The following is a 22,372-nucleotide window of genomic DNA, read 5'->3' as shown; positions in this document are numbered from 1 at the left end:
GGCAAAGGCCCGTCCAGGACGGGCCTTCTTCATGTCGGCGCCCAGCTGTGGCCAGGCGCGGCAGCCAGCGCTCAGGTCGGAACCTTGCGCAGCATCTCGGTGCCGACCTGACCGGCGGCAATTTCACGCAGGGCGGTCACGCCCGGCTTGTTGCGCGATTCGATCTTCGGGGCGTGGCCCTGGCTCAGCATGCGGGCACGGTAGGTGGCGCACAAGACCAGCTGGAAGCGGTTGGGGATCTTCTGCAGACAGTCTTCAACGGTGATACGGGCCATGGAAACGCTCCGGGAGGTGTCAGGAAAGGCTCAGCACAGGTCAAGCGCGCGGAAAACCGCACCCTTGTGACGAAGCTGAGCAGCGTATTTTAACCGCTGCGCATGAACAATGGCCTTCAAATCGAACAAGGCCGACTCGAACAGCGCGTTGACCACCACGAAATCGAAGAATTTCGCCTGCGCCACCTCGATGCGGGCATTGCGCATGCGCATCTCGATCACCTCGGGGCTGTCCTCGCCGCGCCGGTTCAGGCGCTGCAGCAGCTCCTCGTAGCTGGGCGGCAGAATGAAGATCAGCACCGCGTTGGGGAAGATTTTCTTGATCTGCAGGGCGCCCTGCCAATCGATCTCCAGCACCACGTCCTCGCCGTGCTGGATGCGCTCCTCGATGGCCTGGCGCGAGGTGCCGTAGCAGTTGCCGTGCACCTCGGCGTGCTCGAAGAACTCCCCGCGCGCCACCATCTGCTGGAAGGCCTCCTTGCTGATGAACCAGTATTCGCGGCCATGCTGCTCCTGCCCCCGGGGCGCGCGCGTGGTGTGCGACACGCTCACCTGCAGGCGCGAATCGAGTTCCAGCAAGGCCTTCACCAGACTGGATTTGCCCGTGCCGCTGGGCGCCGACACGACGAACAAGTTGCCGGGGTAATCCATGTCAGGCACCTCGTTGGAAAGGGTTTGGGTTGGCATATCGGCACTCATTCGAGGTTCTGAACCTGCTCGCGCATTTGCTCGATCAGCACCTTCATGTCCACCGAGATCTGGGTGAGCTCCAGCGCGGCCGCCTTGGAGCCCAGCGTGTTGGCCTCGCGGTGCAACTCCTGAATGAGAAAGTCGAGCCGCTTGCCCACCTCGCCACCCTTTTTGAGCAGCCGGCCGATCTCGTCCAGATGGGCCTTCAGCCGCTGCAACTCTTCGTCCACATCGATGCGCAGGGCGTAAGCTGCCGCCTCGCTGAGCGCGCGCTCCTGGGCAGCCTCGGGCGTGACCGTGCCGCCCACCGCCTGCAGCGCCTCCTGGTACTTCTGCACGAAGCGCTCCTGCTGGCGTTGCACAGCCGCAGGCACCAGCGGCTGGGCCTGCTCGGCCAGCGCCTTCAGGCCCTTGAGCTTGTCCTGCAACACCGCCACCAAGCGCGCGCCTTCGCGCTCGCGGGCCTCCTTCAGCGCCTCGACGCACTGGCGGGCAGCTTCCATGGCCACCTCCTCCAGGCGAACCGACGGCGCGGCAGCGCGGCACCAGTTCAGCACCTCGTTGACCGACAGCGGCGGTGCCTTGGGCAACCAGTTCTGCACCATGCCCTCCAGCCGGGCCAGCGTGTGCAGCTGATCCGGTTGCGGCTGCGGCCAACCGGCATCCGCCGCGCGCTGAGGCTGCAATCGGAACTCGATCTTGCCGCGCTTGAACGCGGCCGTCAGCATCTCGCGCAAGGCGGGCTCCAGCCCGCGGAACTCATCGGCCAACTTGAAGCTCAGATCCAGAAACCGGCTGTTGACCGAGCGCAACTCCGCCCCCACGCCCCCCGAGGCCGCGCGCCGTGACACCGTCGACGGATCGGCCAGATCCGTGTTTTCACCGACGTGGTCGGTAGCCGACGCGACCGCGCTGGCAAAGCCGGTCATGGAGTAGACTGACATGGTTACTTGACACCAGACAAAATCCAATTATGTCAAAGCCGAAACCTGCCCCGTTGCCTCCGGGCACCGTCGTGGGCGGCTATCAGGTGGTCAAGAAACTCGCCGCGGGCGGTTTCGGGGTGGTCTACCTGGCCGAAGACCCTGACAAGCGCCTGGTGGCCCTCAAGGAATACCTGCCCGCCTCGCTGGCCGAACGCTCGCCTGGCGAGTTGATTCCGCGGGTCAAGCCCGACAAGCAGCCGCTCTACCGCCTGGGCCTCAAGAGCTTCTTCGAAGAAGGTCGCTCGCTGGCGCAGATCGCCCACCCCAGCGTGGTGTCGGTGCTCAACTTCTTCCGCGAGAACGAAACCGTCTACATGGTGATGAACTACCTCCAGGGGGATACCCTGCAGGACTTCATCGTCACCGCACGCGACCTTAAACGCGACAAGGTCTTCCGCGAATCGACCATCCGCAGCCTCTTCGACGAGATCCTGCGCGGCCTGCGCATCGTGCACCAGCACAAGATGCTGCACTTGGACATCAAGCCGGCCAACATCTTCATCACCAATGACAACAAGGCGGTGCTGCTCGATTTCGGGGCGGCGCGCGAGGTGCTGAGCAAGGAAGGCAACTTCATCCGGCCGATGTACACGCCCGGCTTTGCCGCGCCAGAGATGTACCGGCGCGACGGCTCGCTCGGCCCCTGGACGGACATCTACGCCATCGGCGCCTGCATCTACGCCTGCATGCAGGGCTATCCGCCGAACGATGCCCCGCAGCGCATCGAGAAAGACCGGCTCAGCCTGTCGCTCTCGCGACTGCGCAACGTCTACTCTGACAACCTGCTTGAGGTCACCGAGTGGTGCATGTCGCTCGACCCGCTGGCCCGTCCGCAGAGCGTCTTTGCGCTTCAGAAGGAGTTGGCCCGCGAGACCGAGCGCCGCTACTCCAAGCTGTCGCTGGGTGAGCGGGTGCGCCTGCAGATCGAAAACTTCAAGTCCGGGGCCAAGGCCTGAGGGTGGCATGAGATTCTCCGTCTACCAGATCAGCCGCAAGGGCGGCCGCGAGAAGAACGAAGACCGCATGGGCTACTGCTACACGCGGGATTCGGGCCTGTTCGCCCTGGCCGACGGCATGGGCGGCCACCCCGAGGGCGAAATGGCCTCGCAACTGGCATTGCAGACCATGGCCGCGCTCTACCAGCGCGACGCCCGCCCCAAGCTGGCCGACCCGATCCGCTTCCTTCAGGATGCTGTGATGGCAGGCCACCACCAGTTGCTGCGCTACGCCGGCGAAAAAGGCCTGATGGACACGCCGCGCACCACCATCGTCGCGTGCATCCTGCAGGGCAACACGGCTTACTGGGCCCACTGCGGCGACTCTCGGCTGTACTTCGTGCGCGGCGAAAAACTGATCGCCCGCACGCGCGATCACTCCTATTCGGAGTTGCAGGCCACGCTGTCGACCGTCGTGCCGCTCAATGAGCGCTACAACCGCAACGTGCTCTTCACCTGTCTGGGCAGCCCAGGCAAGCCCGTGGTCGACACCGCCGGCCCCCTCGTGCTGCAAGAGGGCGACCGCATCCTGCTGTGCTCCGATGGCCTGTGGGGCACGGTGGACGACGAAGAGATCACCCGCAACCTGGCTGCACGCACCATCTCGGACGCCGTACCTGAACTGGTCGAGATGGCCTTGCGCAACGGTGGTCCCAAGTGCGACAACGTCACCGTGCTGGCCATGGAGTGGGAAGGCGCCGGCAACGACGAACAACCCTCCATCCTTACCGAAACCCTGGGCGAGGAGGTTTTCGCCTCGACCATCCAGGCCAGCGTCGGCAACACCGGTGCGCCCGGCGACAATGTCGATGCTGACGACCTGGACGAGGCCGAGATCGAACGGTCGATCCGAGAGATCAACGAAGCGATCCGCCGCTCGGCCAGCGCCGCCAAGAAGAACTGACGCGCCCGCTGTGGCCACACGACGCCGCCGGCAACGCGCGGCGTCGATCACCTGTTTGACCCAAGGAGCCTGACATGGCCTACTCACGCCCGCTCGGCCGCGCCGCCGACGCCCTGCGCCCGCTGACCATCACCCGCGGTTACACCATCCACGCCGAAGGCTCGGTGCTCATCTGCTTCGGCAACACCAAGGTGCTGTGTACCGCCTCGGTCGAAGAAAAGGTGCCGCCCCACAAGCGCGGCAGCGGCGAAGGCTGGGTCACGGCCGAGTACGGCATGCTGCCCCGCTCCACCCACACCCGCAGCGACCGCGAGGCCGCACGCGGCAAGCAAAGCGGCCGCACGCAAGAGATCCAGCGCCTGATCGGCCGCAGCCTGCGCGCCGTGGTCGACCTGGCCAAGCTTGGTGAGCGCTCCATCGTCATCGACTGCGACGTCATCCAGGCCGATGGCGGCACGCGCACTGCGGCCATCACCGGCGCCTATGTCGCACTTGTCGACGCGGTCAACGGCCTGCTGGCCAAGGGCCTGATCACCGACAGCCCCATCGTCCACCCGGTGGCCGCCATCAGCGTGGGCATCGTCGAAGGCACACCGCTGCTCGACCTGGAGTACATCGAAGACTCGGCCTGCGACACCGACATGAACGTCGTCATGACCGGCGCCGGCCACTTCGTCGAGGTGCAGGGCACGGCCGAGGGCGTGGCCTTCACGCGCACCGAGATGGACCAACTGCTGGCCCTGGCCGACAAAGGCATCCGCGAGCTGATCGCCGCCCAGGCCGCCGCGCTGGCCCTGCCACTGAACAAGGGCTGAGCACCACGCCATGGCCAAGCCGCTGATCCTGGCGTCCAACAACGCCAAGAAGCTCCACGAGTTGCAGGCCTTGCTCAGCCCGCTGGGCGTCTCACTGCTCACGCAAGGCAGCCTGGGCATCGCCGAGGCCGAAGAGCCCCACCTCACCTTCATCGAGAATGCGCTGGCCAAGGCACGCCATGCCGCACGCGAAGGCCAGGGCCCAGCGATTGCCGATGATTCGGGGCTGTGTGTGGCCGCGCTCGGCGGCGCGCCCGGCGTGCGCTCGGCACGCTATGCCGTCGACGCAGGGCGCATCGCCGAAGGCCTGCCACGCGAGCAGATCGACGCGGCCAACAACGCTTGGCTGCTCGACCAGATGCGCGACCAGGCGGACCGGCGTGCCCACTTCACCTGCCTGCTCGTGGCCGTGCGCCACGCAGACGACCCCGAGCCGCTGATCGCCACCGGGCACTGGGCAGGCACCCTGCTGGACGCGCCGCGCGGCGCGCACGGCTTCGGGTACGACCCGCTGCTGTGGATCGACAGCCATGGCGCCAGCGCCGCCGAGCTGCCGCCCGAGGTCAAGAACGCCATCAGCCACCGCGCACTGGCCTGCACACGCATGCGCGAACTGATCGCCACCCAGTGGGGCCCGCTCGATGCAGCCGACCCGCGCTGGCCCTGGCAAGGCGCATGATCACGCTGAGCCGTCCGGGCAGCCTGCAGGCGCTGCCGCCGCTGTCGCTGTACATCCACCTGCCCTGGTGTCTGCGCAAGTGCCCGTACTGCGACTTCAACTCGCATGAGGTGCGGCGCGCCGGGCCCGGCGACACCGCCACCGAGGGCGGGCGCACCCTGCTGGACACCGCCACCGAACAACGCTACCTGCAGGCGCTGGTGCGCGACCTGGAATCGGCCCTGCCCCAGATCTGGGGCCGCCGCGTCCACACCATCTTCTTCGGCGGCGGCACGCCCAGCCTGTTCTCGCCCGAGGGCATCGACCGGCTGCTGGCCGACGTGCGCGCCCGCCTCACCCTCGAGCCCGACTGCGAGATCACGCTGGAAGCCAATCCCGGCACCTTCGAGCGCGACCGCTTCAGGGCCTTCCGCGAAGCCGGCGTCAACCGTCTGTCCATCGGCGTGCAGACTTTCGACGATGCGCGTCTGAAGACGCTGGGCCGGGTGCACAGTGGCGACCAGGCCCGCACCGCCATCGAAGAAGCGGCACGCTGCTTCGACACCTTCAACATCGACCTGATGTACGCGCTGCCCGGTCAGACGCTGCACGACCTGCAGCAGGACCTGGCCACCGCGCTGCATTTCGACCCGCCCCACCTGTCGCTCTATCACCTGACGATGGAGCCCAACACGGTGTTCGGCAACCGGCCGCCAGCCGACCTGCCCGACGACGACACGGCCTTCGACATGCTCGACTGGCTGGTGGCCCACACGGCGCAAGCGGGTCTGCAGCGCTACGAGGTGTCAGCCTATGCCCGCACCGGCCACCGCTGCCTGCACAACCTCAACTACTGGCAGTTCGGCGACTACCTGGGCATCGGCGCGGGGGCGCACAGCAAGCTGAGCTTCCCGGACCGCATCGTGCGGCAGACCCGCTGGCGCGAGCCCGCGACCTACATGGACAAAGCCGAGCAAGGCCAGGCCTGCTCGAACGAGACGCCTGTGGCGCTGAAGGACCGCCCTTTCGAGTTCATGATGAACGCGCTGCGCCTGCGCGACGGCTTCGAGCTGGCCCGCTTTGCCGAACGCACCGGCATGAGCCTAGCCAGCATTCAGACGCCGCTGGCTGAAGCCGAGGCCAAAGGCCTGCTGCAGCGCGACCTTCAACGCGCCTGGCCCACCGACAAAGGCTTCGACTTCCTCAGCGACCTGCAGGGCCTGTTTCTTCAGGGCTGACCGCGGGTTGTCTGCGCGCGCGGCGATGCGCGCGGGGTCTCGCCCCGGCATGCCCCGTCTCGGCCCCTGCTGCCTGGTGCTGGCGGACACCCAGAAACGCGCCACCGCGCGGCGACGGTCGAAAAAAAACCGCCGGCTTGCGCCGGCGGCTTCTCGTCTCCTCGGTCTGCGCCGAATCGATCAGGCGGCCTTCTTCTCGTCGCGCAGTTCGCGGCGCAGGATCTTGCCCACGTTGGTCTTGGGCAGATCGGTGCGGAACTCGACGTACTTCGGGCACTTGTAGCCGGTCAGTTGCTCGTGGCAATAGGCCTTGAGTTGCGCCTCGGTCAGCGTCGTGTCCTTGCGCACCACGAACAGCTTCACCGCCTCGCCAGACTTCTCGTCGGGCACACCCACGGCCGCGCACTCCAGCACGCCCGGGTGCAGGTTGACGACCTGCTCGACCTCGTTCGGGTACACATTGAAGCCAGACACCAGAATCATGTCCTTCTTGCGATCGACGATCTTCACCAGGCCAGAAGCGTCCATCACGCCGATGTCACCGGTACGGAAGAAGCCATCAGGTGTCATGACCTTGGCCGTCTCATCCGGGCGATTCCAGTAGCCGGCCATCACCTGCGGGCCACGGATGGCGATTTCGCCCACCGCACCGATTTCCAGATGGTTGCCATCATCGTCCAGGATGGCCACCTCGGTGGAGGGCACGGGATAGCCGATCGAGCCGTTGAACGCCTTGTTGTCCAGACGGTTGGCCGTGGCCACCGGCGAGGTCTCGGACAGACCGTAGCCTTCCACGATCGGGCAGCCCGTCAACTTCATCCACTTCTCGGCGGTGGCCTGCTGCACCGCCATGCCACCACCCATCGACACCTTCAGACCCGAGAAATCGAGCTTGGCAAAGTCCGGGTGGTTGGCCAGTGCGTTGAACAGCGTGTTCACCGCGGGGAACTGGTTGATCTTGTACGCGCTCAGCGTCTTGATCACGGCCGGCAGGTCACGCGGGTTGGGAATGAGGATGTTCATCGAGCCCATACGCGCGCCCATGAAGTAGTTCACCGTCAGTGCGAAGATGTGATACAGCGGCAAGGCGCACACGGCCACCAGCGGCTGGGTGCCCAGCTTGCTGAGCTGCGGCTTGAACCAGGCTTCGTTCTGCAGGATGTTGGCCACCACATTGCGATGCAACAGCGTGGCGCCCTTCGACACGCCGGTGGTGCCGCCGGTGTACTGCAGGAAGGCGACATCATCGGCTTTCAGCGCGGGGCGGCTGTACTTGGCCGATGCGCCCTTGGACACGGCATCCTTGAAGGTGACCGTGCGGCACTTGTCGGTGTTGGGCAGCGAGAACGCAGGCACCATCTTCTTGACGTTGCGCACCACGAAGTTGACCAGCGCGCCCTTGATGAAGGGCAGCATGTCACCCATTGCTGCCACGATGATGTTCTTGACCGGCGTGCGCGCCACCACCTCCTGCAATGTGGTCGCGAAGTTCTCGAGGATCACGATGGCCTCGGCACCGGCATCCTTCAGCTGGTGCTCCAGTTCGCGCGGCGTGTACAACGGATTGACGTTGACGACCACATAGCCCGCGCGGAGCACGGCGGCAATGGCAACCACGTACTGCGGCACGTTGGGCATCATCAGGGCCACGCGCGCGCCTTTGGCCAGGCCCAGCGACTGCAGATAGCCTGCGAGGTTGCGCGACAGCTCATCGACCTGTTCGAACTTCCAGTGCACGCCCATGAAGGCGGCCATGTCGCGTTTGGCATGCTGCTTGAAGGCCTGCTCCAGCAACTCGACGAGCGAGTTGTACTCCCCGGGGTTGATCTCGGACGGGACACCAGGTTCGTAATTCGCCAGCCAGGGCTTGGAAGTGGTCATTGTTGATCCTCTTGTGAGACGTCAAAGGCAGACGGGCCCGGTCTGTCCGGCCCGCGCGAAATGGGAGAAACCACGTCAGTTCTCTGCACGAATTCTGCAACAGTCGTGACCAAGGGTATTCCCTGCGTCGATCGACGCCAGAAATGCCGTGTAAAACGCCGAATACCCTGTCACGGAATGTGACACCGGCGTGTCAGCGGCGTGGTGGCAGCGGGGTGGCGGCACAATGCAGCGTACGCATGTGACACCCGATGTTTCCCGCTGCCTCAACGCTGCGGAACGTCCCTACACACCATGGCAGATCCTGCAATCAACCATCCGCTGACCCCCAAACGCCGCTGGTTCATGAAGACCGTGCTGGCCATCGGCGCCGTGGGCGCCGGGCTTGGCGGCCTTGTCTACTGGAGCCGCGGCATCAGCGAGGGCCACCTGACGGAAGCCGGCAAGGACGTGTTTCACGGCCTGTCGAGAGGCTTTCTGGGCGGGGTGTTGCCCAGCGACGGCGCGCAACGCGAACAGATGCTGAACCTGCACCTGGAGCGGCTTGAAACCTTCCTCAACGGCCTGCCGCCAGCCCTGCTGCTGCAGGTCAACGCGCTGCTCGGGCTGCTGGGCAACCGGCCCACGCGCTACCTGCTGACTGGCGTGAACGGCAACTGGCGTGACGCCAGCGACGAGCAAATCGCCCAGGCGCTGGAGCGCATGCGCCTGCACGACCTCGGTAGCCACCGCCTGACCTATCAGGTCATGCGCAGCATCACCTGCATGGCCTTCTTCACCCAACCCGACAACTGGACACTGACCGGCTACCCCGGCCCGATGAACATATGAGCATGCTCCCCGATCCCATCCGCGAAGGCCTGGCGCGGGGCTGGAAGGCCGTCAACGGCGAGCAGGGCCTGCCGCCAGAGGTCACCTGCGATGTCGCGATCATCGGCAGTGGAGCGGGCGCCGGCATCACCGCAGAGTTGCTGACCAAGGCAGGTCTGGACGTCGTCATCGTCGAAGAAGGCCCGCTGCGCAGCAGCAGCGACTTCAAGCAACGCGAATCGCAGGCCTACGCCGAGCTGTATCAGGATGGCGCCGGACGCCGCACGATGGATGGCGCCATGACCATCCTGCAAGGCCGCTGCGTCGGCGGCACGACGGTCATCAACTGGACCAGCTCGTTCCGCACGCCGCGCGCCACCCTGCAACACTGGCAGGAGCAGTTCGGCTTGCAGGACTTCAGCCGCGATGCCCTTGACCCCTGGTTCGAGCAGGCCGAGCGCCGGCTCGGCATCGAGAAATGGCAAGCCCCGCCGAACCCGAACAACGAACTCCTGCGCACGGGCGCTCACAAGATCGGCATCTCTGCCGAAGTGATCCCGCGCAACGTCAAGGGCTGCTGGAACATCGGCTCGTGCGGCATGGGCTGCCCGACCAATGCCAAGCAGTCCATGCTTGTGACCACCCTTCCTTCCGCGCTGGAAGCCGGCGCGCGCCTGTTCCACCAGACTCGCGCGCGGGAGTTCGTCATCGATAAGGGCCAAGTTCAGTCGCTGCTGTGCGTGCCCATCCAGATCAACGGCAGAGTGGCCAGCGACGCGGTCATGCGCGTCAAAGCCCGTCACTACGTCGTCGCAGGGGGTGCCATCAACTCACCTGCCCTGCTCAAGCGCTCGAAGGCGCCGGACCCGCACGGGCTGCTGGGCACGCGCACCTTCCTCCACCCCGTGGCCTTCTCGGCCGGCGTCTTCGCCGAGCGGATCGAAGGGTGGACCGGCGCCCCGCAGACGATCTACTCGGATCACTTCATCGATCACAGCCCGCTGGACGGCCCCATGGGCTACAAGCTGGAAGCGACGCCCCTGCACCCGGGCCTCGCATCGATCCTGCTGGGTGGCTACGGTCAGACACTGGCTGACCGACTCGCGCAATACCCCAACACGCAAATGATGCTGGCGCTGCTGCGCGATGGATTCCATCCGGAATCGGTCGGAGGCACTGTCATGCTCAACACCGATGGGTCGCCCTTGCTGCATTACCCGATCAGCGACTACGTCTTCGACGGATTCCGTCGCGCCTACCTCACGATGGCCGAGGTGCAGTTCGCTGCCGGCGCGCGCACTGTCACGCCATGGCATGAGCAGGGCCGGCCGTATGCCAGCTGGGCCGAGGCCAAGGATGCCATCAACAAGCTCGAGATGAAGAACTATCTGGTGGGCGCCGGCAGTGCACACGTGATGGGCGGCTGCCGCATGGGCGGCAGCGAGAAACTCGGCGTGGTGCGCCCGGACGGCGTGCACTGGCAAGTGGAAAACCTGTCGGTTCATGATGGCTCGGTCTTCCCGACCAGCATCGGCGCCAACCCGCAGCTGTCCATTTACGGGGTGATCAACCGCATGGCGACCCAGCTGGCCAAGCGTCTCAGCGGCAAGACGGTGGCACTGGCCTGAGGCCGAAGACGGGCGCCTGACACGCGCCCGAGCCGTCACGGAACACGGGCCCATATGCACGGGCAAAACAAAAAGCCCCCCGCTTACGCGGGGGGCTTTTTGTTCAGCTGATCACCGGGGACCAGCAAGGAGCAGCCGAGGCTGCTCTTTCGATCAGTTGACGGTGCGGGTACCGACGACTTCGATTTCCACGCGGCGGTTCTGCGCGCGGCCAGCGGCGGTGGCGTTGTCAGCCACAGGCTGCTTCTCGCCCTTGCCTTCGGTGTACACGCGGGCTGCGTCGATGCCCTTGCTCACCAGGTAGGACTTGACGGCCTCGGCGCGGCGCACCGACAGCTTCTGGTTGTAGGCGTCGCTGCCGACGGAGTCGGTGTGGCCCACGGCAATGATGACCTCCAGGGTCAGGCCCTGCACCTTATCAGCCAGGTCGTCCAGCTTGGCCTTGCCTTCGGCCTTCAGCACGGCCTTGTCGAAATCGAAGAACGCGTCAGCAGCGAAGCTCACCTTTTCAGTGGTGGGCGCTGCAGGAGCAGGAGCCGGGGTAGGAGCCGGGGCCGGAGCAGGCGCGGGGGCAGCCGGTTGCGGAGCAGGCACGGCAGCCTTCGGAGCAGGCACGCCGTCGCAGCCTTGCACGCCAGTTTCAGGCGTGAAGAAGTTGCTGCGCCAGCAGTATTCGTTGGTGCCGTTCTTCCACACGGTGCCGTCCGTACCACGCCAGTTGTCGACGTTTTGCGCAACGGCGCCGCCCATCATGGCAACGGAGGCGAACAGGGCGGCCACTTTATTCAGTTTGTTCATCTAGATCCTCACATGTGTAAGACGCAGCAGCCATGCTGCGAAGCAGCCCAGCACGGGCAGGACGCGCATCGGGGGTTCCAGTCAAGGGTTCCCCCTAGGGCAAGGGACGTGAAACATTGTGCCATAGCCACCTCAATGCTCAAGGAAGACACGCCCCCTGCTTGGGCGCCGCGACTTCTTGTTGCGCAAGGGCGACAGGAAGGCGCCAATTACAATCTGCCTTTGGTCTGGTTTCACCGCCACACAGAGCATGACGCAATTCGCCAAGGAAACCCTGCCCATCAGCCTTGAGGAGGAGATGCGGCGTTCTTACCTCGATTACGCGATGAGCGTGATCGTGGGTCGGGCTCTGCCCGATGCCCGTGATGGCCTGAAGCCCGTGCACCGGCGCGTCTTGTACGCGATGCACGAGCTCAACAACGACTGGAACCGGCCGTACAAGAAGTCGGCCCGTATCGTCGGCGACGTCATCGGTAAGTACCACCCGCACGGCGACTCGGCGGTCTACGACACCATCGTGCGGATGGCGCAAGATTTTTCGCTGCGCCACATGCTGGTCGACGGCCAGGGCAACTTCGGCTCGGTCGATGGCGACAACGCCGCCGCCATGCGGTACACCGAAATCCGCCTGGCCAAGATCGCGCACGAGATGCTGGCCGACATCGACAAGGAAACCGTCGACTTCGGCCCCAACTACGACGGCTCCGAGAAGGAGCCCCTGGTGCTGCCCACGCGGCTGCCCAACCTGCTGGTCAACGGCTCGGCCGGCATCGCGGTGGGCATGGCCACCAACATCCCGCCGCACAACCTCAACGAGGTGGTGGACGCCTGCCTGCACGCCCTGAAGAACCCTGAGTGCAGCGTCGATGAGCTCATGGAGATCATCCCCGCACCCGACTTCCCCACGGCCGGCATCATCTACGGCCTGTCGGGCGTGCGCGAGGGCTACCGCACCGGCCGGGGCCGCGTGGTCATGCGCGCCCGCGTGCACTTCGAGGACATCGGCAAGGGCGACCGCCAGGCGATCATCGTCGACGAGATCCCCTACCAGGTAAACAAGAAGAACCTGCTCGAGCGCATCGCCGAGCTGGTCAACGAGAAGAAGATCGAAGGCATCAGCCACATCCAGGACGAGTCAGACAAGTCCGGCATGCGGGTGGTGATCGAGCTCAAGCGCGGCGAAGTACCCGAGGTGGTGCTCAACAACCTGTACAAGCAGACCCAGCTGCAGGACACCTTCGGCATCAACATGGTGGCCCTGATCGACGGGCAGCCCAAGCTGTGCAACCTGAAGGATCTGGTCACGGTGTTCCTGGAGCACCGTCGCGAGGTGGTGACCCGCCGCACGGTGTACGAGCTGCGCAAGGCACGCGAGCGTGGTCACGTGCTCGAAGGCCTGGCTGTGGCCCTGGCCAACATCGATGAGTTCATCGAAACCATCAAGACCTCGCCCACGCCGCCGGTGGCCAAGCAGGCCCTGATGAGCAAGAGCTGGGACTCGTCGCTGGTGCGCGAAATGCTCTCGCGCGTCGAGGGCGATCCCAAGCTGTACCGGCCGGAGAGCCTCGCGCCCAGCTACGGCATGCAGGCTGACGGCCTCTATCGCCTGAGCGAAGAGCAGGCTGGCGAGATCCTGCAGATGCGCCTGCAACGCCTCACGGGCCTGGAGCAGGACAAGATCATTGGCGAGTACAGGGACGTGATGGCCCAGATCGCCGATCTGCTGGACATCCTGGCCAAGCCCGAGCGCGTCTCAAGCATCATCAGCGACGAGCTCGTCGCCATCCGCACCGAATTCGGTCAGACCAAGCTCGGCGCGCGCCGCTCGACCATTGAGCACAACGCGCAGGAACTCGGCACCGAGGACCTGATCACGCCGACCGACATGGTGGTGACGCTCTCGCACACCGGCTACATCAAGAGCCAGCCGCTGAGCGAGTACCGCGCCCAGAAGCGCGGTGGGCGCGGCAAGCAAGCTGCAGCCACCAAGGAAGACGACTGGATCGACCAGCTCTTCATCGCCAACACCCACGACTACATCCTGTGCTTCAGCAACCGGGGTCGCGTGTACTGGCTGAAGGTATGGGAAGTGCCGCAGGGCTCGCGTAACTCGCGCGGCAAACCCATCGTCAACATGTTCCCGCTCGAGCCGGAAGAGAAGATCAACGTGGTGCTGCCGCTGACCGGCGAGTTCCGCAGCTTCCCTGAAGACCACTATGTCTTCATGGCCACACGCATGGGCACAGTCAAGAAGACCCCGCTGACGGACTTCAGCAACCCGCGCAAGGCCGGCATCATTGCCGTGGGCCTCGATGAGGGCGACGTACTCGTGGGCGCGGCGCTGACCGACGGCAAGCACGACGTGATGCTGTTCAGCGATGGCGGCAAGGCCGTGCGCTTCGACGAAGACGATGTGCGCCCGATGGGTCGCTCGGCGCGGGGCGTGCGCGGCATGACGCTGGAAGAAGGTCAGTCCGTGATCGCGATGCTCGTCGCGGAAGACGAAACGCAAAGCGTGCTGACCGCCACCGAGAACGGCTACGGCAAGCGCACCAGCATCGTCGAGTACACCCGCCACGGCCGCGGCACCAAGGGCATGATTGCGATCCAGCAGTCCGAGCGCAACGGCAAGGTGGTCGCCGCCACCCTGGTCCGCGCCGAAGACGAAATCATGCTCATCACCGACAAGGGTGTGGTCGTGCGCACCCGGGTGGCCGAGATCCGCGAGCTGGGCCGCGCCACGCAGGGCGTGACACTGATTGCGCTCGACGAAGGCGCCAAGCTGATCGGCCTGCAGCGCATTGCCGAGAACGACGCCAATCCGTCAGGCGAGGATGACGGGGCCGACATCGAAGACACTGCACCGGGCAGTGGAACCGATTCCTGAGCTTCGGACACGAACTGCCACGGGGCCCGTTTTGGGCCTGCCCAACTAGGACGCAAGGACTTCACATGAACCTGACCAAGCACACCCTCGCCGCCGCCCTGACCGCCACGCTGATGGCCACCTCGCTGTCGGCACACGCTGACAAAAAGGCCGATGTTCAGAAGATCCTGGCGCTGCAACAGCCCGCGCTGGAAGAGATGTCGCGCAACGTGGCCGAGCGCCCCGCTGTGCAGATCGCCGCCAGCGTGCGCCAGATCATGGCGCAAGCCGTGCCGGAAGACCAGCGCGAGGCCGTGGCCAAGCAGGTCGACGCCGAGATCAAGAGGTACCTGGACGCCGCCGTACCGGCCGTGCGCGCCAGCGCCAACAAGCTGAGCCAGACCACGCTGGCCCCCATGCTCGATGAGCGCTTCACAGAAGAAGAGCTCAAGCAACTGGTGACCATGCTGGAGTCGCCGGTGCTGAAGAAGTACCAGGCCGCCCTGCCCGAAATGAGCAACGCGATGCTGGAGAAGGTCGTGGCCGACGCCCGCCCGCAGGTGCAACCGCGCCTGCAGACGGCTGAGACCAACATCCGCAACATCCTGGACAAGGCCACCGGCGGCAAGCTGAGCGGCAACGAACCAGCCGCCAAGCCGGCAGCCAAGCCGGCCGCCAAGAAGTAAACAAGCACTGCGCAGTCGCATGACCCGTCCGTTCAATTTCTCTGCCGGTCCGGCCACCTTGCCGCAAGAAGTCCTGCAGCAGGCCGCCGCCGAGATGCTGGACTGGCGCGGCTGCGGCATGGGCGTCATGGAGATGAGCCACCGTGGCAAGGAGTTCATCTCGATTGCCGAGCAGGCCGAAGCCGATCTGCGGTCGCTGCTGGCCATCCCGGCGAACTTCAAGGTGCTGTTCATGCAGGGCGGCGCCATCGCCGAGAACGCCATCCTGCCGATGAACCTGTCGCGTGGCGGCCGAGCCGACTACGTGGTCACCGGCTCGTGGTCGCAAAAGTCTGCCAAGGAAGCGCGCAAGTACTGCGATGTGCACGTGGCGGCCAGCAACGAGGCCGACCAGCACACCCGCCTGCCGTCCCCTTCGAGCTGGCAGCTGTCGGACAACGCCGCCTACGTGCATGTGTGCAGCAACGAGACCATCCACGGCGTCGAGATGCACACGCTGCCCGACCTGGCTGCGCTGGGCTCGACCGCCCCGCTGGTCATCGACTGCTCGTCGCACATCCTGTCGCGCCCGATCGACTGGTCGCGCGTGAGCGTGGCCTATGGCGGCGCACAGAAGAACATCGGCCCCTCCGGTCTGACGCTGGTCATCGTCCGCGACGACCTGCTGGGCCAGGCCCTGCCGATCACGCCCTCTGCGTTCAACTACCAGACGGTGGCCGACAACGGCTCGATGTACAACACGCCCCCCACCTACGCCTGGTACATCGCCGGGCTGGTGTTCCAGTGGATCCTGCGCCAGACCGAACCGACGCCCGAAGGCCCGGTCACAGGCTTGGCGGCCATGGAAGCGCGCGCCATCCGCCGCGCCGGCATGCTGTACGACTACATCGACAACTCGGGTTTCTACGTCAACAAGGTCGCGCGCGAGGGCCGCTCGCGCATGAACATCCCCTTCTTCCTGCTGGACGAATCGCGCAACGATGCCTTCCTGACGGGTGCCAAGGCCGAAGGCCTGCTGCAACTCAAGGGGCACAAGAGCGTGGGTGGCATGCGCGCCTCGCTGTACAACGCCATGCCAGTGGCGGGCGTCGAGGCCCTGATCGCCTACATGAAGCACTTCGCCGCCACCCATGGCTGACGCGCACCAGCCCTCTCCGCTGCCTTCGCAGCCTTACCAGCCCGACGACCGGCCGGTCGACGCCCAGCTGGCCGACCTGCGCGTACGCATTGATGCGGTCGACCAGCAACTGCTGGCGCTGCTCAATGAGCGGGCGCAACTCGCCCACGCCGTGGGTGAGGTCAAGAAGATCGACGGCTCGCCCGTGTTTCGCCCCGACCGCGAGGCCCAGGTGATCGAGCGCGTCAAGGCGGCCAACCCCGGCCCGGTGCTCAACGACAGCATTGCGCCCATCTGGCGCGAGATCATGTCGGCCTGCCGGGCCCTGGAAGCGCGCCAGCGTGTGGCCTTCCTCGGGCCGGTCGGCACCTTCAGTGAGCAGGCGGCGCTGAAGTATTTCGGCTCGTCGATCGAGGCGATTGCCTGCGCCAACATCGACGAGGTCTTCCGCGCCACCCTGTCGGGTTCAGCCGATTTCGGGGTCGCACCGGTCGAGAACTCAACCGAAGGCGTGGTGGCCCGCTCGCTCGATCTGCTGCTGCAGTCGCCACTGACCATCGTCGGTGAAACCAGCCTGCTGGTCACCCACAACCTGCTGCGTCTGAGCCCAGAGCGCGAGGGCATCACCGCCGTGTGCGCCCATCCGCAGGCCCTGGCCCAATGCCAGAACTGGCTGAGCCAGCACCTGCCGCATGCCGAGCGCCGGCCCGTGGCCAGCAACGCCGAGGGGGCCCGTCTGGCGGCGGCCGACCCGTCGGTGGCCGCTCTGGCCAGCGAGCGCGCCGCCTCGATCTTTGGGCTGCATGTGGTGCAGCGCGCCGTGCAGGACGAGGCCCACAACCGCACGCTGTTCGTGGTGCTGACGCGACCGGAGCAGCATGTGCCGTCTCGGCCCACCGGCCATGACTGCACCAGTCTGATCGTCTCGGTCGACAACCGGCCGGGCGCGGTGCACGACCTCCTGGCCCCGCTCAAGCGCCATGGTGTGTCCATGACGCGCTTCGAATCCCGCCCGGCACGCTCCGGCCAGTGGGAGTATGTCTTTTTCATCGACCTGGCCGGTCATCTGGACGAGGCGCCCGTGGCGGCGGCCGTCGACGAGTTGCGCCAGCTGTGCAGTTTCGTGAAGGTGCTGGGCACCTTTCCGGTAGACCCGCTCTGACACCATGTTCAACCAGCTCGGATTGATCGGCTGCGGCCTGATGGGTGGCTCGTTTGCGCTTGCCCTCAAGAAGGCCGGCATGGTGCGCCGCGTCGTGGGCTACAGCAAGTCGCCCTCCACCGTCGAGAAAGCGCGCCGACTGGGCGTGATCGATGTGATGGCCGAATCGGCCCTGCTGGCCGTCTCGGGCTCCGACATCGTGCTGATCGCCGTCCCCGTGGCCGCCAGCGAGAACACCTTCAAGGCCATTCGCCACCTGGTGGACCCGGGCGTGCTGTTCATGGACGTGGGCTCGACCAAGCGGGATGTGGTCGATGCCGCCCGCCGCGTGCTGAAGGAGCGGCTGCCGTCGTTCGTGCCAGCCCATCCGATTGCTGGCCGCGAGGTCGCGGGCATCGAGCATGCCGATGCCACGCTCTACCAGGGGCGCAAGGTCATCCTCACCCCCCTGCCCCAGACCGACGCGGCGCTGGTGCAGAAGGCCACCGACGCCTGGGCGGCCGTGGGCTGCCAGGTGCTCAAGATGACGCCCGAGCACCACGATGCTGCGTTTGCCGCCGTCAGCCACCTGCCTCACCTGCTGGCGTTCGCCTACATGAACGCGATGGGCGAACAGCCCCGCGGTCAGGAGTACCTCTCGCTGGCGGGCCCGGGCTTTCGCGATTTCACGCGCATCGCCGCCAGCGATCCGACCGTCTGGCGTGACATCCTGCTGTCCAACCGGGAAGAAATCCTGAAACAATCCGAGGCGTTCCGTCATGCGCTGGAGCAGATGGAGCGGCAGATGCGGGACTGGAACGGCCCTGCGCTGCAGGAGCACATCCAGTCGGCCTCGGACGCGCGCAGCCAGTGGACGCTGGGCGGCAAACCCGGGGCCACGCGCTGATGGCGCCGCCCCTTCTCGCCGCGAACGACCTCTTCCATGTACACCACCGCGTTTCTTGACCTCCCCCCGCTGCTGCAGGCCGGGGGCACCGTGCGCCTGCCGGGCTCCAAAAGCATCTCCAACCGTGTGCTGCTGCTGGCCGGCCTCAGCCAGGGCACCACGATCGTGCACGACCTGCTGGCCTCGGACGACACCCGGGTGATGCTGGAGGCGCTGCGCGCACTGGGCTGCGACATCCAGCAGTCGGGCGACACCGTCCACATCGAGGGCCTGGGCGGCCGGCTCAAGGCCATGGAAGCGGACCTGTTTCTGGGCAACGCCGGCACGGCCATGCGCCCGCTGACCGCAGCCCTGGCGCTGCTGTCGGCCACGCAAGGCGGCGTGTTCACGCTCAGTGGTGTGCCCCGCATGCACGAGCGGCCCATTGGCGACCTGGTCGACGCCCTGCGCCCGCTGGGCTGCGCCATTGAATGCACTGGCAACGAGGGCTACCCGCCGCTGCGGCTGGCTGGCGGCACGCTGAACCTCCGCCAACCCATCCAGGTGCGTGGTGATGTCTCCAGCCAGTTCCTCACGGCCCTGCTGCTGGCCCTGCCCCTGGTGTCGCAACATCAGCCGCTGGTGATCGAGGTGGTCGGCGAGTTGATCTCCAAGCCCTACATCGACATCACGCTCAACCTGTTGGCGCGCTTCGGCATCCAGGTCCAACGCGAGGGCTGGTCGCGCTTCACCATTCCGCAAGGCAGCGCCTACCGCTCGCCTGGCGTGATCCACGTCGAGGCCGATGCCTCGTCGGCTTCCTACTTCATCGCCGCAGGCGCCATTGCCGGCGCCGAACAGCCCGTGCGCATCGAAGGCGTGGGGGGCGACTCCATCCAGGGCGACATCCGCTTCCTGGAAGCCGCCCAGGCCATGGGTGCAGCCGTGCGCAGCGGCCCGAACTGGATCGAGGTCAGCCGCGGCAGTTGGCCGCTTCAGGCCATTGACCTGGACTGCAACCACATCCCGGATGCCGCGATGACGCTGGCCGTCATGGGCCTGTACACCCACGGCACGACCCGGCTGCGCAACATCGCCAGCTGGCGCGTGAAGGAAACCGACCGCATTGCCGCGATGGCCTGCGAGCTGCGCAAGCTGGGCGCCACGGTGGTGGAAGGCGAAGACTTCATCGAGGTCACGCCCCCCGAGGCGGGCCGGTGGCAACATGCCAGCATCCACACCTACGACGACCACCGCATGGCGATGTGCTTCTCGTTGGCGGCGTTCAACCCGCTGGCGCCCACGGCCGAGCCGAGCCGCCCCGTGTCGGTGCGCATCGAAGACCCGCGCTGTGTGGGCAAGACCTTCCCGGATTACTTCGAGTGCCTGTTCAAGGTGGCCGAAACCCGTCCGGACTGGATCCCGGTGATCACGGTCGACGGCCCCACCGCCTCGGGCAAGGGCACCCTGGCCAGCGCACTCGCCACCCGGCTGGGCTACCAGTTTCTGGACTCGGGCTCGCTCTACCGCATCACGGCGCTGCTGGCGATCGAAAATGAGGTCGATCTGGACGACACGCAGGCGCTGGAACAACTGGCCCGCCAACTGGGCGACAGCGTGCGCCTGCGCTTCGACGGCGAGCACATCTGGGTGGACCAGCGCGATGTCAGCCTCGACCTGCGCCAAGAAGAGGTCGGCCAGGCTGCTTCGCGCATCTCAGCCCACCCGGCGGTACGCCAGGCCTTGATGGACCTGCAGCTGGGCTTTCGCGGCCTGCCCGGCCTCGTGGCCGACGGTCGCGACATGGGCACGGTCGTCTTCCCCGATGCGGCGCTGAAAGTCTTTCTGACCGCCTCGGTGGCCCAGCGGGCTGAACGACGCCATAAGCAATTGATTTCCAAAGGGTTTTCTGCTACCCTAGAAGAGATTTGCGCAGATCTTGAAGCGCGCGATCTGCGGGACCGTACCCGCGCAGTCGCCCCGCTCATGCCTGCTGCAGATGCCCACAAACTCGACAACTCGGCGCTGAGCATTGACGAATCGGTCAACACGGTGCTGGGCTGGTGGGTCGAGGGCTGGCCCCACGTGATCGTTCGCCACTGAACCGGCGGGCGCCACTTCCAGGCCGTTTCACAGGGCTGTGGCTTCCGGCCCCTGCTGCCAGGCAGGGGTGTGAGCGATCAGGCCGGCTCCTCGTCGGCTCGGGCGTCATGTTCTTCAACCCAACCCGTTCTGGTCGTTCCTGTCGGCCCGAGCGTTTTCGCTGGTTCACCCCAGCACAGGAAACTCCATGTCTGAATCTTTTGCCGCCCTTTTTGAAGAGTCGCTGCAGCGCGCCAACATGCGCACCGGCGAAGTCATCACCGCTGAGGTGGTGGCCGTCGACCACAACTTCGTGGTGGTCAACGCCGGCCTGAAGTCCGAGGCCTATGTGCCCATCGACGAATTCCGCAACGACCAGGGCGAGATCGAAGTCCAAGTGGGCGACTTCGTGTCGGTGGCCGTGGACGCCATCGAAAACGGCTACGGCGACACCATCCTGTCGCGCGACAAGGCCAAGCGCCTGGCCTCGTGGCTGTCGCTGGAAACCGCACTGGAGTCTGGCGACTTCGTGACCGGTACCGTCAATGGCAAGGTCAAGGGCGGCCTGACCGTTCTGGTCAACGGCATCCGTGCCTTCCTGCCCGGCTCGCTGCTCGACACGCGTCCTGTCAAGGACATGTCGCCGTTCGAGGGCAAGACCATGGAGTTCAAGGTCATCAAGCTCGACCGCAAGCGCAACAACGTCGTGCTGTCGCGCCGTGCTGTGGTTGAAGCCTCGATGGGCGAAGAGCGTGCCAAGCTGATGGAGACCCTGCGCGAAGGCGCGATCGTGAACGGCGTGGTGAAGAACATCACCGAGTACGGCGCATTCGTGGATCTGGGCGGCATCGACGGCCTGCTGCACATCACCGACATGGCCTGGCGCCGTGTCCGTCACCCGAGCGAAGTGGTGACGGTCGGTCAAGAGCTGACTGCCAAGGTCCTGAAGTTCGACGCCGAGAAGAACCGCGTGTCGCTGGGTCTGAAGCAGATGGGCGACGATCCGTGGGTGGGCGTGTCGCGCCGTTACCCCGCCGGCACCCGTCTGTTCGGCAAGGTCACCAACATCGCTGACTACGGTGCCTTCGTCGAGATCGAACCGGGCATCGAAGGCCTGGTGCACGTGTCTGAGATGGACTGGACCAACAAGAACGTGGCCCCCAACAAGGTTGTCAACCTGGGCGACGAAGTGGAAGTCATGGTCCTGGAAATCGACGAAGACAAGCGTCGCATCTCGCTGGGCATGAAGCAGTGCAAGCCGAACCCCTGGGAAGAGTTCGCTCAGAACTTCAACCGTGGCGACAAGGTCAAGGGCCCCATCAAGTCCATCACCGACTTCGGCGTGTTCGTGGGCCTGGCTGCCGGCATCGACGGCCTGGTGCACCTGTCCGACCTGTCCTGGAACGAGCCGGGCGAAGCCGCCGTGCGCAACTACAAGAAGGGGCAGGAAGTCGAAGCCATCGTGCTGGGCATTGACGTCGAGCGTGAGCGCATCTCGCTGGGCATCAAGCAACTGGATTCCGATCCCTTCACCAACTTCACGACCCTGAACGACCGTGGCGCCTCCGTCACCGGCACCGTCAAGACCGTGGATGCCAAGGGCGCCGAGATCCAGCTGGCCGATGACATCACCGGCTACCTGCGTGCTTCGGAAATCAGCACTGACCGTGTGGAAGACGCACGCAACGTGCTGAAGGAAGGCGACGAAGTCACCGCCCTGATCGTCAACATCGACCGCAAGTCGCGTTCGATCCAGCTGTCGATCAAGGCCAAGGACAACGCAGAGCAGCAGGAAGCCCTGCAGTCGCTGCGCGCCGACACCACCAAGGAAGGCTCCGGCACCACCAGCCTGGGCGCCCTGCTGAAGGCCAAGCTCGACCAGAACAACGGTTGATCCCGGCTCCGCGTCTCGAGGT

General features: G+C 65.6%; 19 protein-coding genes. 14 read left to right on the top strand and 5 right to left on the bottom strand.

The features are described 5' to 3' along the window. Positions 1–71 precede the first annotated feature (71 nt). The 3 genes from rpoZ to GTZ97_RS02885 are packed head-to-tail and all read right to left on the bottom strand — an operon-like array spanning position 72 to position 1,909. Positions 72–275, bottom strand: coding sequence for a DNA-directed RNA polymerase subunit omega (gene rpoZ / locus GTZ97_RS02895; RefSeq protein WP_161649017.1), 204 nt, complete (start codon positions 273–275; stop codon positions 72–74). Positions 276–305: 30 nt separating this feature from the next. Next, a complete protein-coding gene (gmk, locus tag GTZ97_RS02890) occupies positions 306–926 on the bottom strand; it encodes a guanylate kinase (RefSeq protein WP_161649174.1) in 621 nt (206 codons plus the stop codon). 44 nt (positions 927–970) lie between these two features. After that, positions 971–1,909, bottom strand: coding sequence for a YicC/YloC family endoribonuclease (locus GTZ97_RS02885; protein ID WP_161649016.1), 939 nt, complete (start codon positions 1,907–1,909; stop codon positions 971–973). A gap of 29 nt (positions 1,910–1,938) precedes the next feature. Between GTZ97_RS02885 and GTZ97_RS02880 the strand changes: the two genes are divergently transcribed. From GTZ97_RS02880 to hemW, 5 genes are all read left to right on the top strand, one after another. Further along, positions 1,939–2,907, top strand: a complete 969-nt coding sequence (locus tag GTZ97_RS02880; protein ID WP_161649015.1) for a serine/threonine protein kinase — start codon at positions 1,939–1,941, stop codon at positions 2,905–2,907. A gap of 7 nt (positions 2,908–2,914) precedes the next feature. After that, positions 2,915–3,850, top strand: a complete 936-nt coding sequence (locus tag GTZ97_RS02875) for a PP2C family protein-serine/threonine phosphatase (RefSeq protein ID WP_161649014.1) — start codon at positions 2,915–2,917, stop codon at positions 3,848–3,850. A gap of 74 nt (positions 3,851–3,924) precedes the next feature. Beyond that, on the top strand, positions 3,925–4,665 hold the full coding sequence (gene rph, locus GTZ97_RS02870; protein ID WP_161649013.1) for a ribonuclease PH: 741 nt from the start codon (positions 3,925–3,927) through the stop codon (positions 4,663–4,665). 10 nt (positions 4,666–4,675) lie between these two features. After that, complete coding sequence (rdgB, locus tag GTZ97_RS02865; RefSeq protein ID WP_161649012.1) at positions 4,676–5,344, top strand: RdgB/HAM1 family non-canonical purine NTP pyrophosphatase; 669 nt, start codon at positions 4,676–4,678, stop codon at positions 5,342–5,344. Next, on the top strand, positions 5,341–6,561 hold the full coding sequence (hemW, locus tag GTZ97_RS02860; protein WP_161649011.1) for a radical SAM family heme chaperone HemW: 1,221 nt from the start codon (positions 5,341–5,343) through the stop codon (positions 6,559–6,561). The genes rdgB and hemW overlap by 4 nt, the downstream gene beginning before the upstream one ends. A 180-nt stretch (positions 6,562–6,741) precedes the next feature. Here hemW and GTZ97_RS02855 read toward each other — a convergent pair whose 3' ends face one another. Then, positions 6,742–8,442: a long-chain-fatty-acid--CoA ligase gene (locus tag GTZ97_RS02855; protein ID WP_161649010.1), complete on the bottom strand. Its 1,701-nt coding sequence runs from the start codon at positions 8,440–8,442 to the stop codon at positions 6,742–6,744. A gap of 294 nt (positions 8,443–8,736) precedes the next feature. On the opposite strand from GTZ97_RS02855, the gene GTZ97_RS02850 reads away from it, so the two are divergent. Both GTZ97_RS02850 and GTZ97_RS02845 read left to right on the top strand, forming a co-directional pair. Continuing rightward, positions 8,737–9,273 (top strand): hypothetical protein, encoded by a 537-nt coding sequence (locus GTZ97_RS02850; RefSeq protein WP_161649009.1) that lies wholly within the window; start codon positions 8,737–8,739, stop codon positions 9,271–9,273. Further along, positions 9,270–10,880 (top strand): GMC family oxidoreductase, encoded by a 1,611-nt coding sequence (locus tag GTZ97_RS02845; protein WP_161649008.1) that lies wholly within the window; start codon positions 9,270–9,272, stop codon positions 10,878–10,880. The genes GTZ97_RS02850 and GTZ97_RS02845 overlap by 4 nt, the downstream gene beginning before the upstream one ends. Before the next feature lie 153 nt (positions 10,881–11,033). Here the strand turns inward: GTZ97_RS02845 and ompA are convergent, their stop codons facing one another. Continuing rightward, positions 11,034–11,678, bottom strand: a complete 645-nt coding sequence (ompA, locus tag GTZ97_RS02840; RefSeq protein WP_161649007.1) for an outer membrane protein OmpA — start codon at positions 11,676–11,678, stop codon at positions 11,034–11,036. A 250-nt stretch (positions 11,679–11,928) separates the two neighbouring features. Between ompA and gyrA the strand changes: the two genes are divergently transcribed. The 7 genes from gyrA to rpsA all read left to right on the top strand — a co-directional run bounded on the left by gyrA (position 11,929) and on the right by rpsA (position 22,350). Then, positions 11,929–14,565, top strand: a complete 2,637-nt coding sequence (gyrA, locus tag GTZ97_RS02835; RefSeq protein WP_161649006.1) for a DNA gyrase subunit A — start codon at positions 11,929–11,931, stop codon at positions 14,563–14,565. Between the two features lie 65 nt (positions 14,566–14,630). Continuing rightward, on the top strand, positions 14,631–15,230 hold the full coding sequence (locus tag GTZ97_RS02830; protein WP_161649005.1) for a DUF2059 domain-containing protein: 600 nt from the start codon (positions 14,631–14,633) through the stop codon (positions 15,228–15,230). Positions 15,231–15,249: 19 nt separating this feature from the next. After that, complete coding sequence (serC, locus tag GTZ97_RS02825; protein ID WP_161649004.1) at positions 15,250–16,368, top strand: 3-phosphoserine/phosphohydroxythreonine transaminase; 1,119 nt, start codon at positions 15,250–15,252, stop codon at positions 16,366–16,368. Further along, complete coding sequence (gene pheA / locus GTZ97_RS02820; RefSeq protein ID WP_161649003.1) at positions 16,361–17,509, top strand: prephenate dehydratase; 1,149 nt, start codon at positions 16,361–16,363, stop codon at positions 17,507–17,509. The genes serC and pheA overlap by 8 nt, the downstream gene beginning before the upstream one ends. Before the next feature lie 4 nt (positions 17,510–17,513). Then, positions 17,514–18,395, top strand: coding sequence for a prephenate dehydrogenase (locus tag GTZ97_RS02815; RefSeq protein WP_161649002.1), 882 nt, complete (start codon positions 17,514–17,516; stop codon positions 18,393–18,395). A gap of 36 nt (positions 18,396–18,431) precedes the next feature. Then, positions 18,432–20,477, top strand: coding sequence for a bifunctional 3-phosphoshikimate 1-carboxyvinyltransferase/cytidylate kinase (locus tag GTZ97_RS02810; RefSeq protein ID WP_161649001.1), 2,046 nt, complete (start codon positions 18,432–18,434; stop codon positions 20,475–20,477). 187 nt (positions 20,478–20,664) lie between these two features. Continuing rightward, on the top strand, positions 20,665–22,350 hold the full coding sequence (gene rpsA, locus GTZ97_RS02805; RefSeq protein WP_161649000.1) for a 30S ribosomal protein S1: 1,686 nt from the start codon (positions 20,665–20,667) through the stop codon (positions 22,348–22,350). Positions 22,351–22,372 lie beyond the last annotated feature (22 nt).

Source organism: Aquabacterium fontiphilum, from assembly GCF_009909205.1.
Taxonomy (GTDB): Bacteria; Pseudomonadota; Gammaproteobacteria; order Burkholderiales; family Burkholderiaceae_C; genus Aquabacterium; species Aquabacterium fontiphilum.
This window is presented reverse-complemented; position numbering and strand designations above follow the sequence as displayed.

Bases quoted from the DNA above. Each gene is read 5' to 3' on its own strand.
- rdgB (WP_161649012.1), top strand. From the start codon at position 4,676: ATGGCCAAGCCGCTGATCCTGGCGTCCAACAACGCCAAGAAGCTCCAC.
- GTZ97_RS02830 (WP_161649005.1), top strand. From the start codon at position 14,631: ATGAACCTGACCAAGCACACCCTCGCCGCCGCCCTGACCGCCACGCTG.
- GTZ97_RS02815 (WP_161649002.1), top strand. From the start codon at position 17,514: ATGTTCAACCAGCTCGGATTGATCGGCTGCGGCCTGATGGGTGGCTCG.
- gmk (WP_161649174.1), bottom strand. From the start codon at position 926: ATGGATTACCCCGGCAACTTGTTCGTCGTGTCGGCGCCCAGCGGCACG.
- pheA (WP_161649003.1), top strand. From the start codon at position 16,361: ATGGCTGACGCGCACCAGCCCTCTCCGCTGCCTTCGCAGCCTTACCAG.
- GTZ97_RS02845 (WP_161649008.1), top strand. From the start codon at position 9,270: ATGAGCATGCTCCCCGATCCCATCCGCGAAGGCCTGGCGCGGGGCTGG.
- GTZ97_RS02855 (WP_161649010.1), bottom strand. From the start codon at position 8,442: ATGACCACTTCCAAGCCCTGGCTGGCGAATTACGAACCTGGTGTCCCG.
- serC (WP_161649004.1), top strand. From the start codon at position 15,250: ATGACCCGTCCGTTCAATTTCTCTGCCGGTCCGGCCACCTTGCCGCAA.
- hemW (WP_161649011.1), top strand. From the start codon at position 5,341: ATGATCACGCTGAGCCGTCCGGGCAGCCTGCAGGCGCTGCCGCCGCTG.
- GTZ97_RS02810 (WP_161649001.1), top strand. From the start codon at position 18,432: ATGTACACCACCGCGTTTCTTGACCTCCCCCCGCTGCTGCAGGCCGGG.
- rph (WP_161649013.1), top strand. From the start codon at position 3,925: ATGGCCTACTCACGCCCGCTCGGCCGCGCCGCCGACGCCCTGCGCCCG.
- GTZ97_RS02875 (WP_161649014.1), top strand. From the start codon at position 2,915: ATGAGATTCTCCGTCTACCAGATCAGCCGCAAGGGCGGCCGCGAGAAG.
- gyrA (WP_161649006.1), top strand. From the start codon at position 11,929: ATGACGCAATTCGCCAAGGAAACCCTGCCCATCAGCCTTGAGGAGGAG.
- rpsA (WP_161649000.1), top strand. From the start codon at position 20,665: ATGTCTGAATCTTTTGCCGCCCTTTTTGAAGAGTCGCTGCAGCGCGCC.
- rpoZ (WP_161649017.1), bottom strand. From the start codon at position 275: ATGGCCCGTATCACCGTTGAAGACTGTCTGCAGAAGATCCCCAACCGC.
- GTZ97_RS02880 (WP_161649015.1), top strand. From the start codon at position 1,939: ATGTCAAAGCCGAAACCTGCCCCGTTGCCTCCGGGCACCGTCGTGGGC.
- GTZ97_RS02885 (WP_161649016.1), bottom strand. From the start codon at position 1,909: ATGTCAGTCTACTCCATGACCGGCTTTGCCAGCGCGGTCGCGTCGGCT.
- GTZ97_RS02850 (WP_161649009.1), top strand. From the start codon at position 8,737: ATGGCAGATCCTGCAATCAACCATCCGCTGACCCCCAAACGCCGCTGG.
- ompA (WP_161649007.1), bottom strand. From the start codon at position 11,678: ATGAACAAACTGAATAAAGTGGCCGCCCTGTTCGCCTCCGTTGCCATG.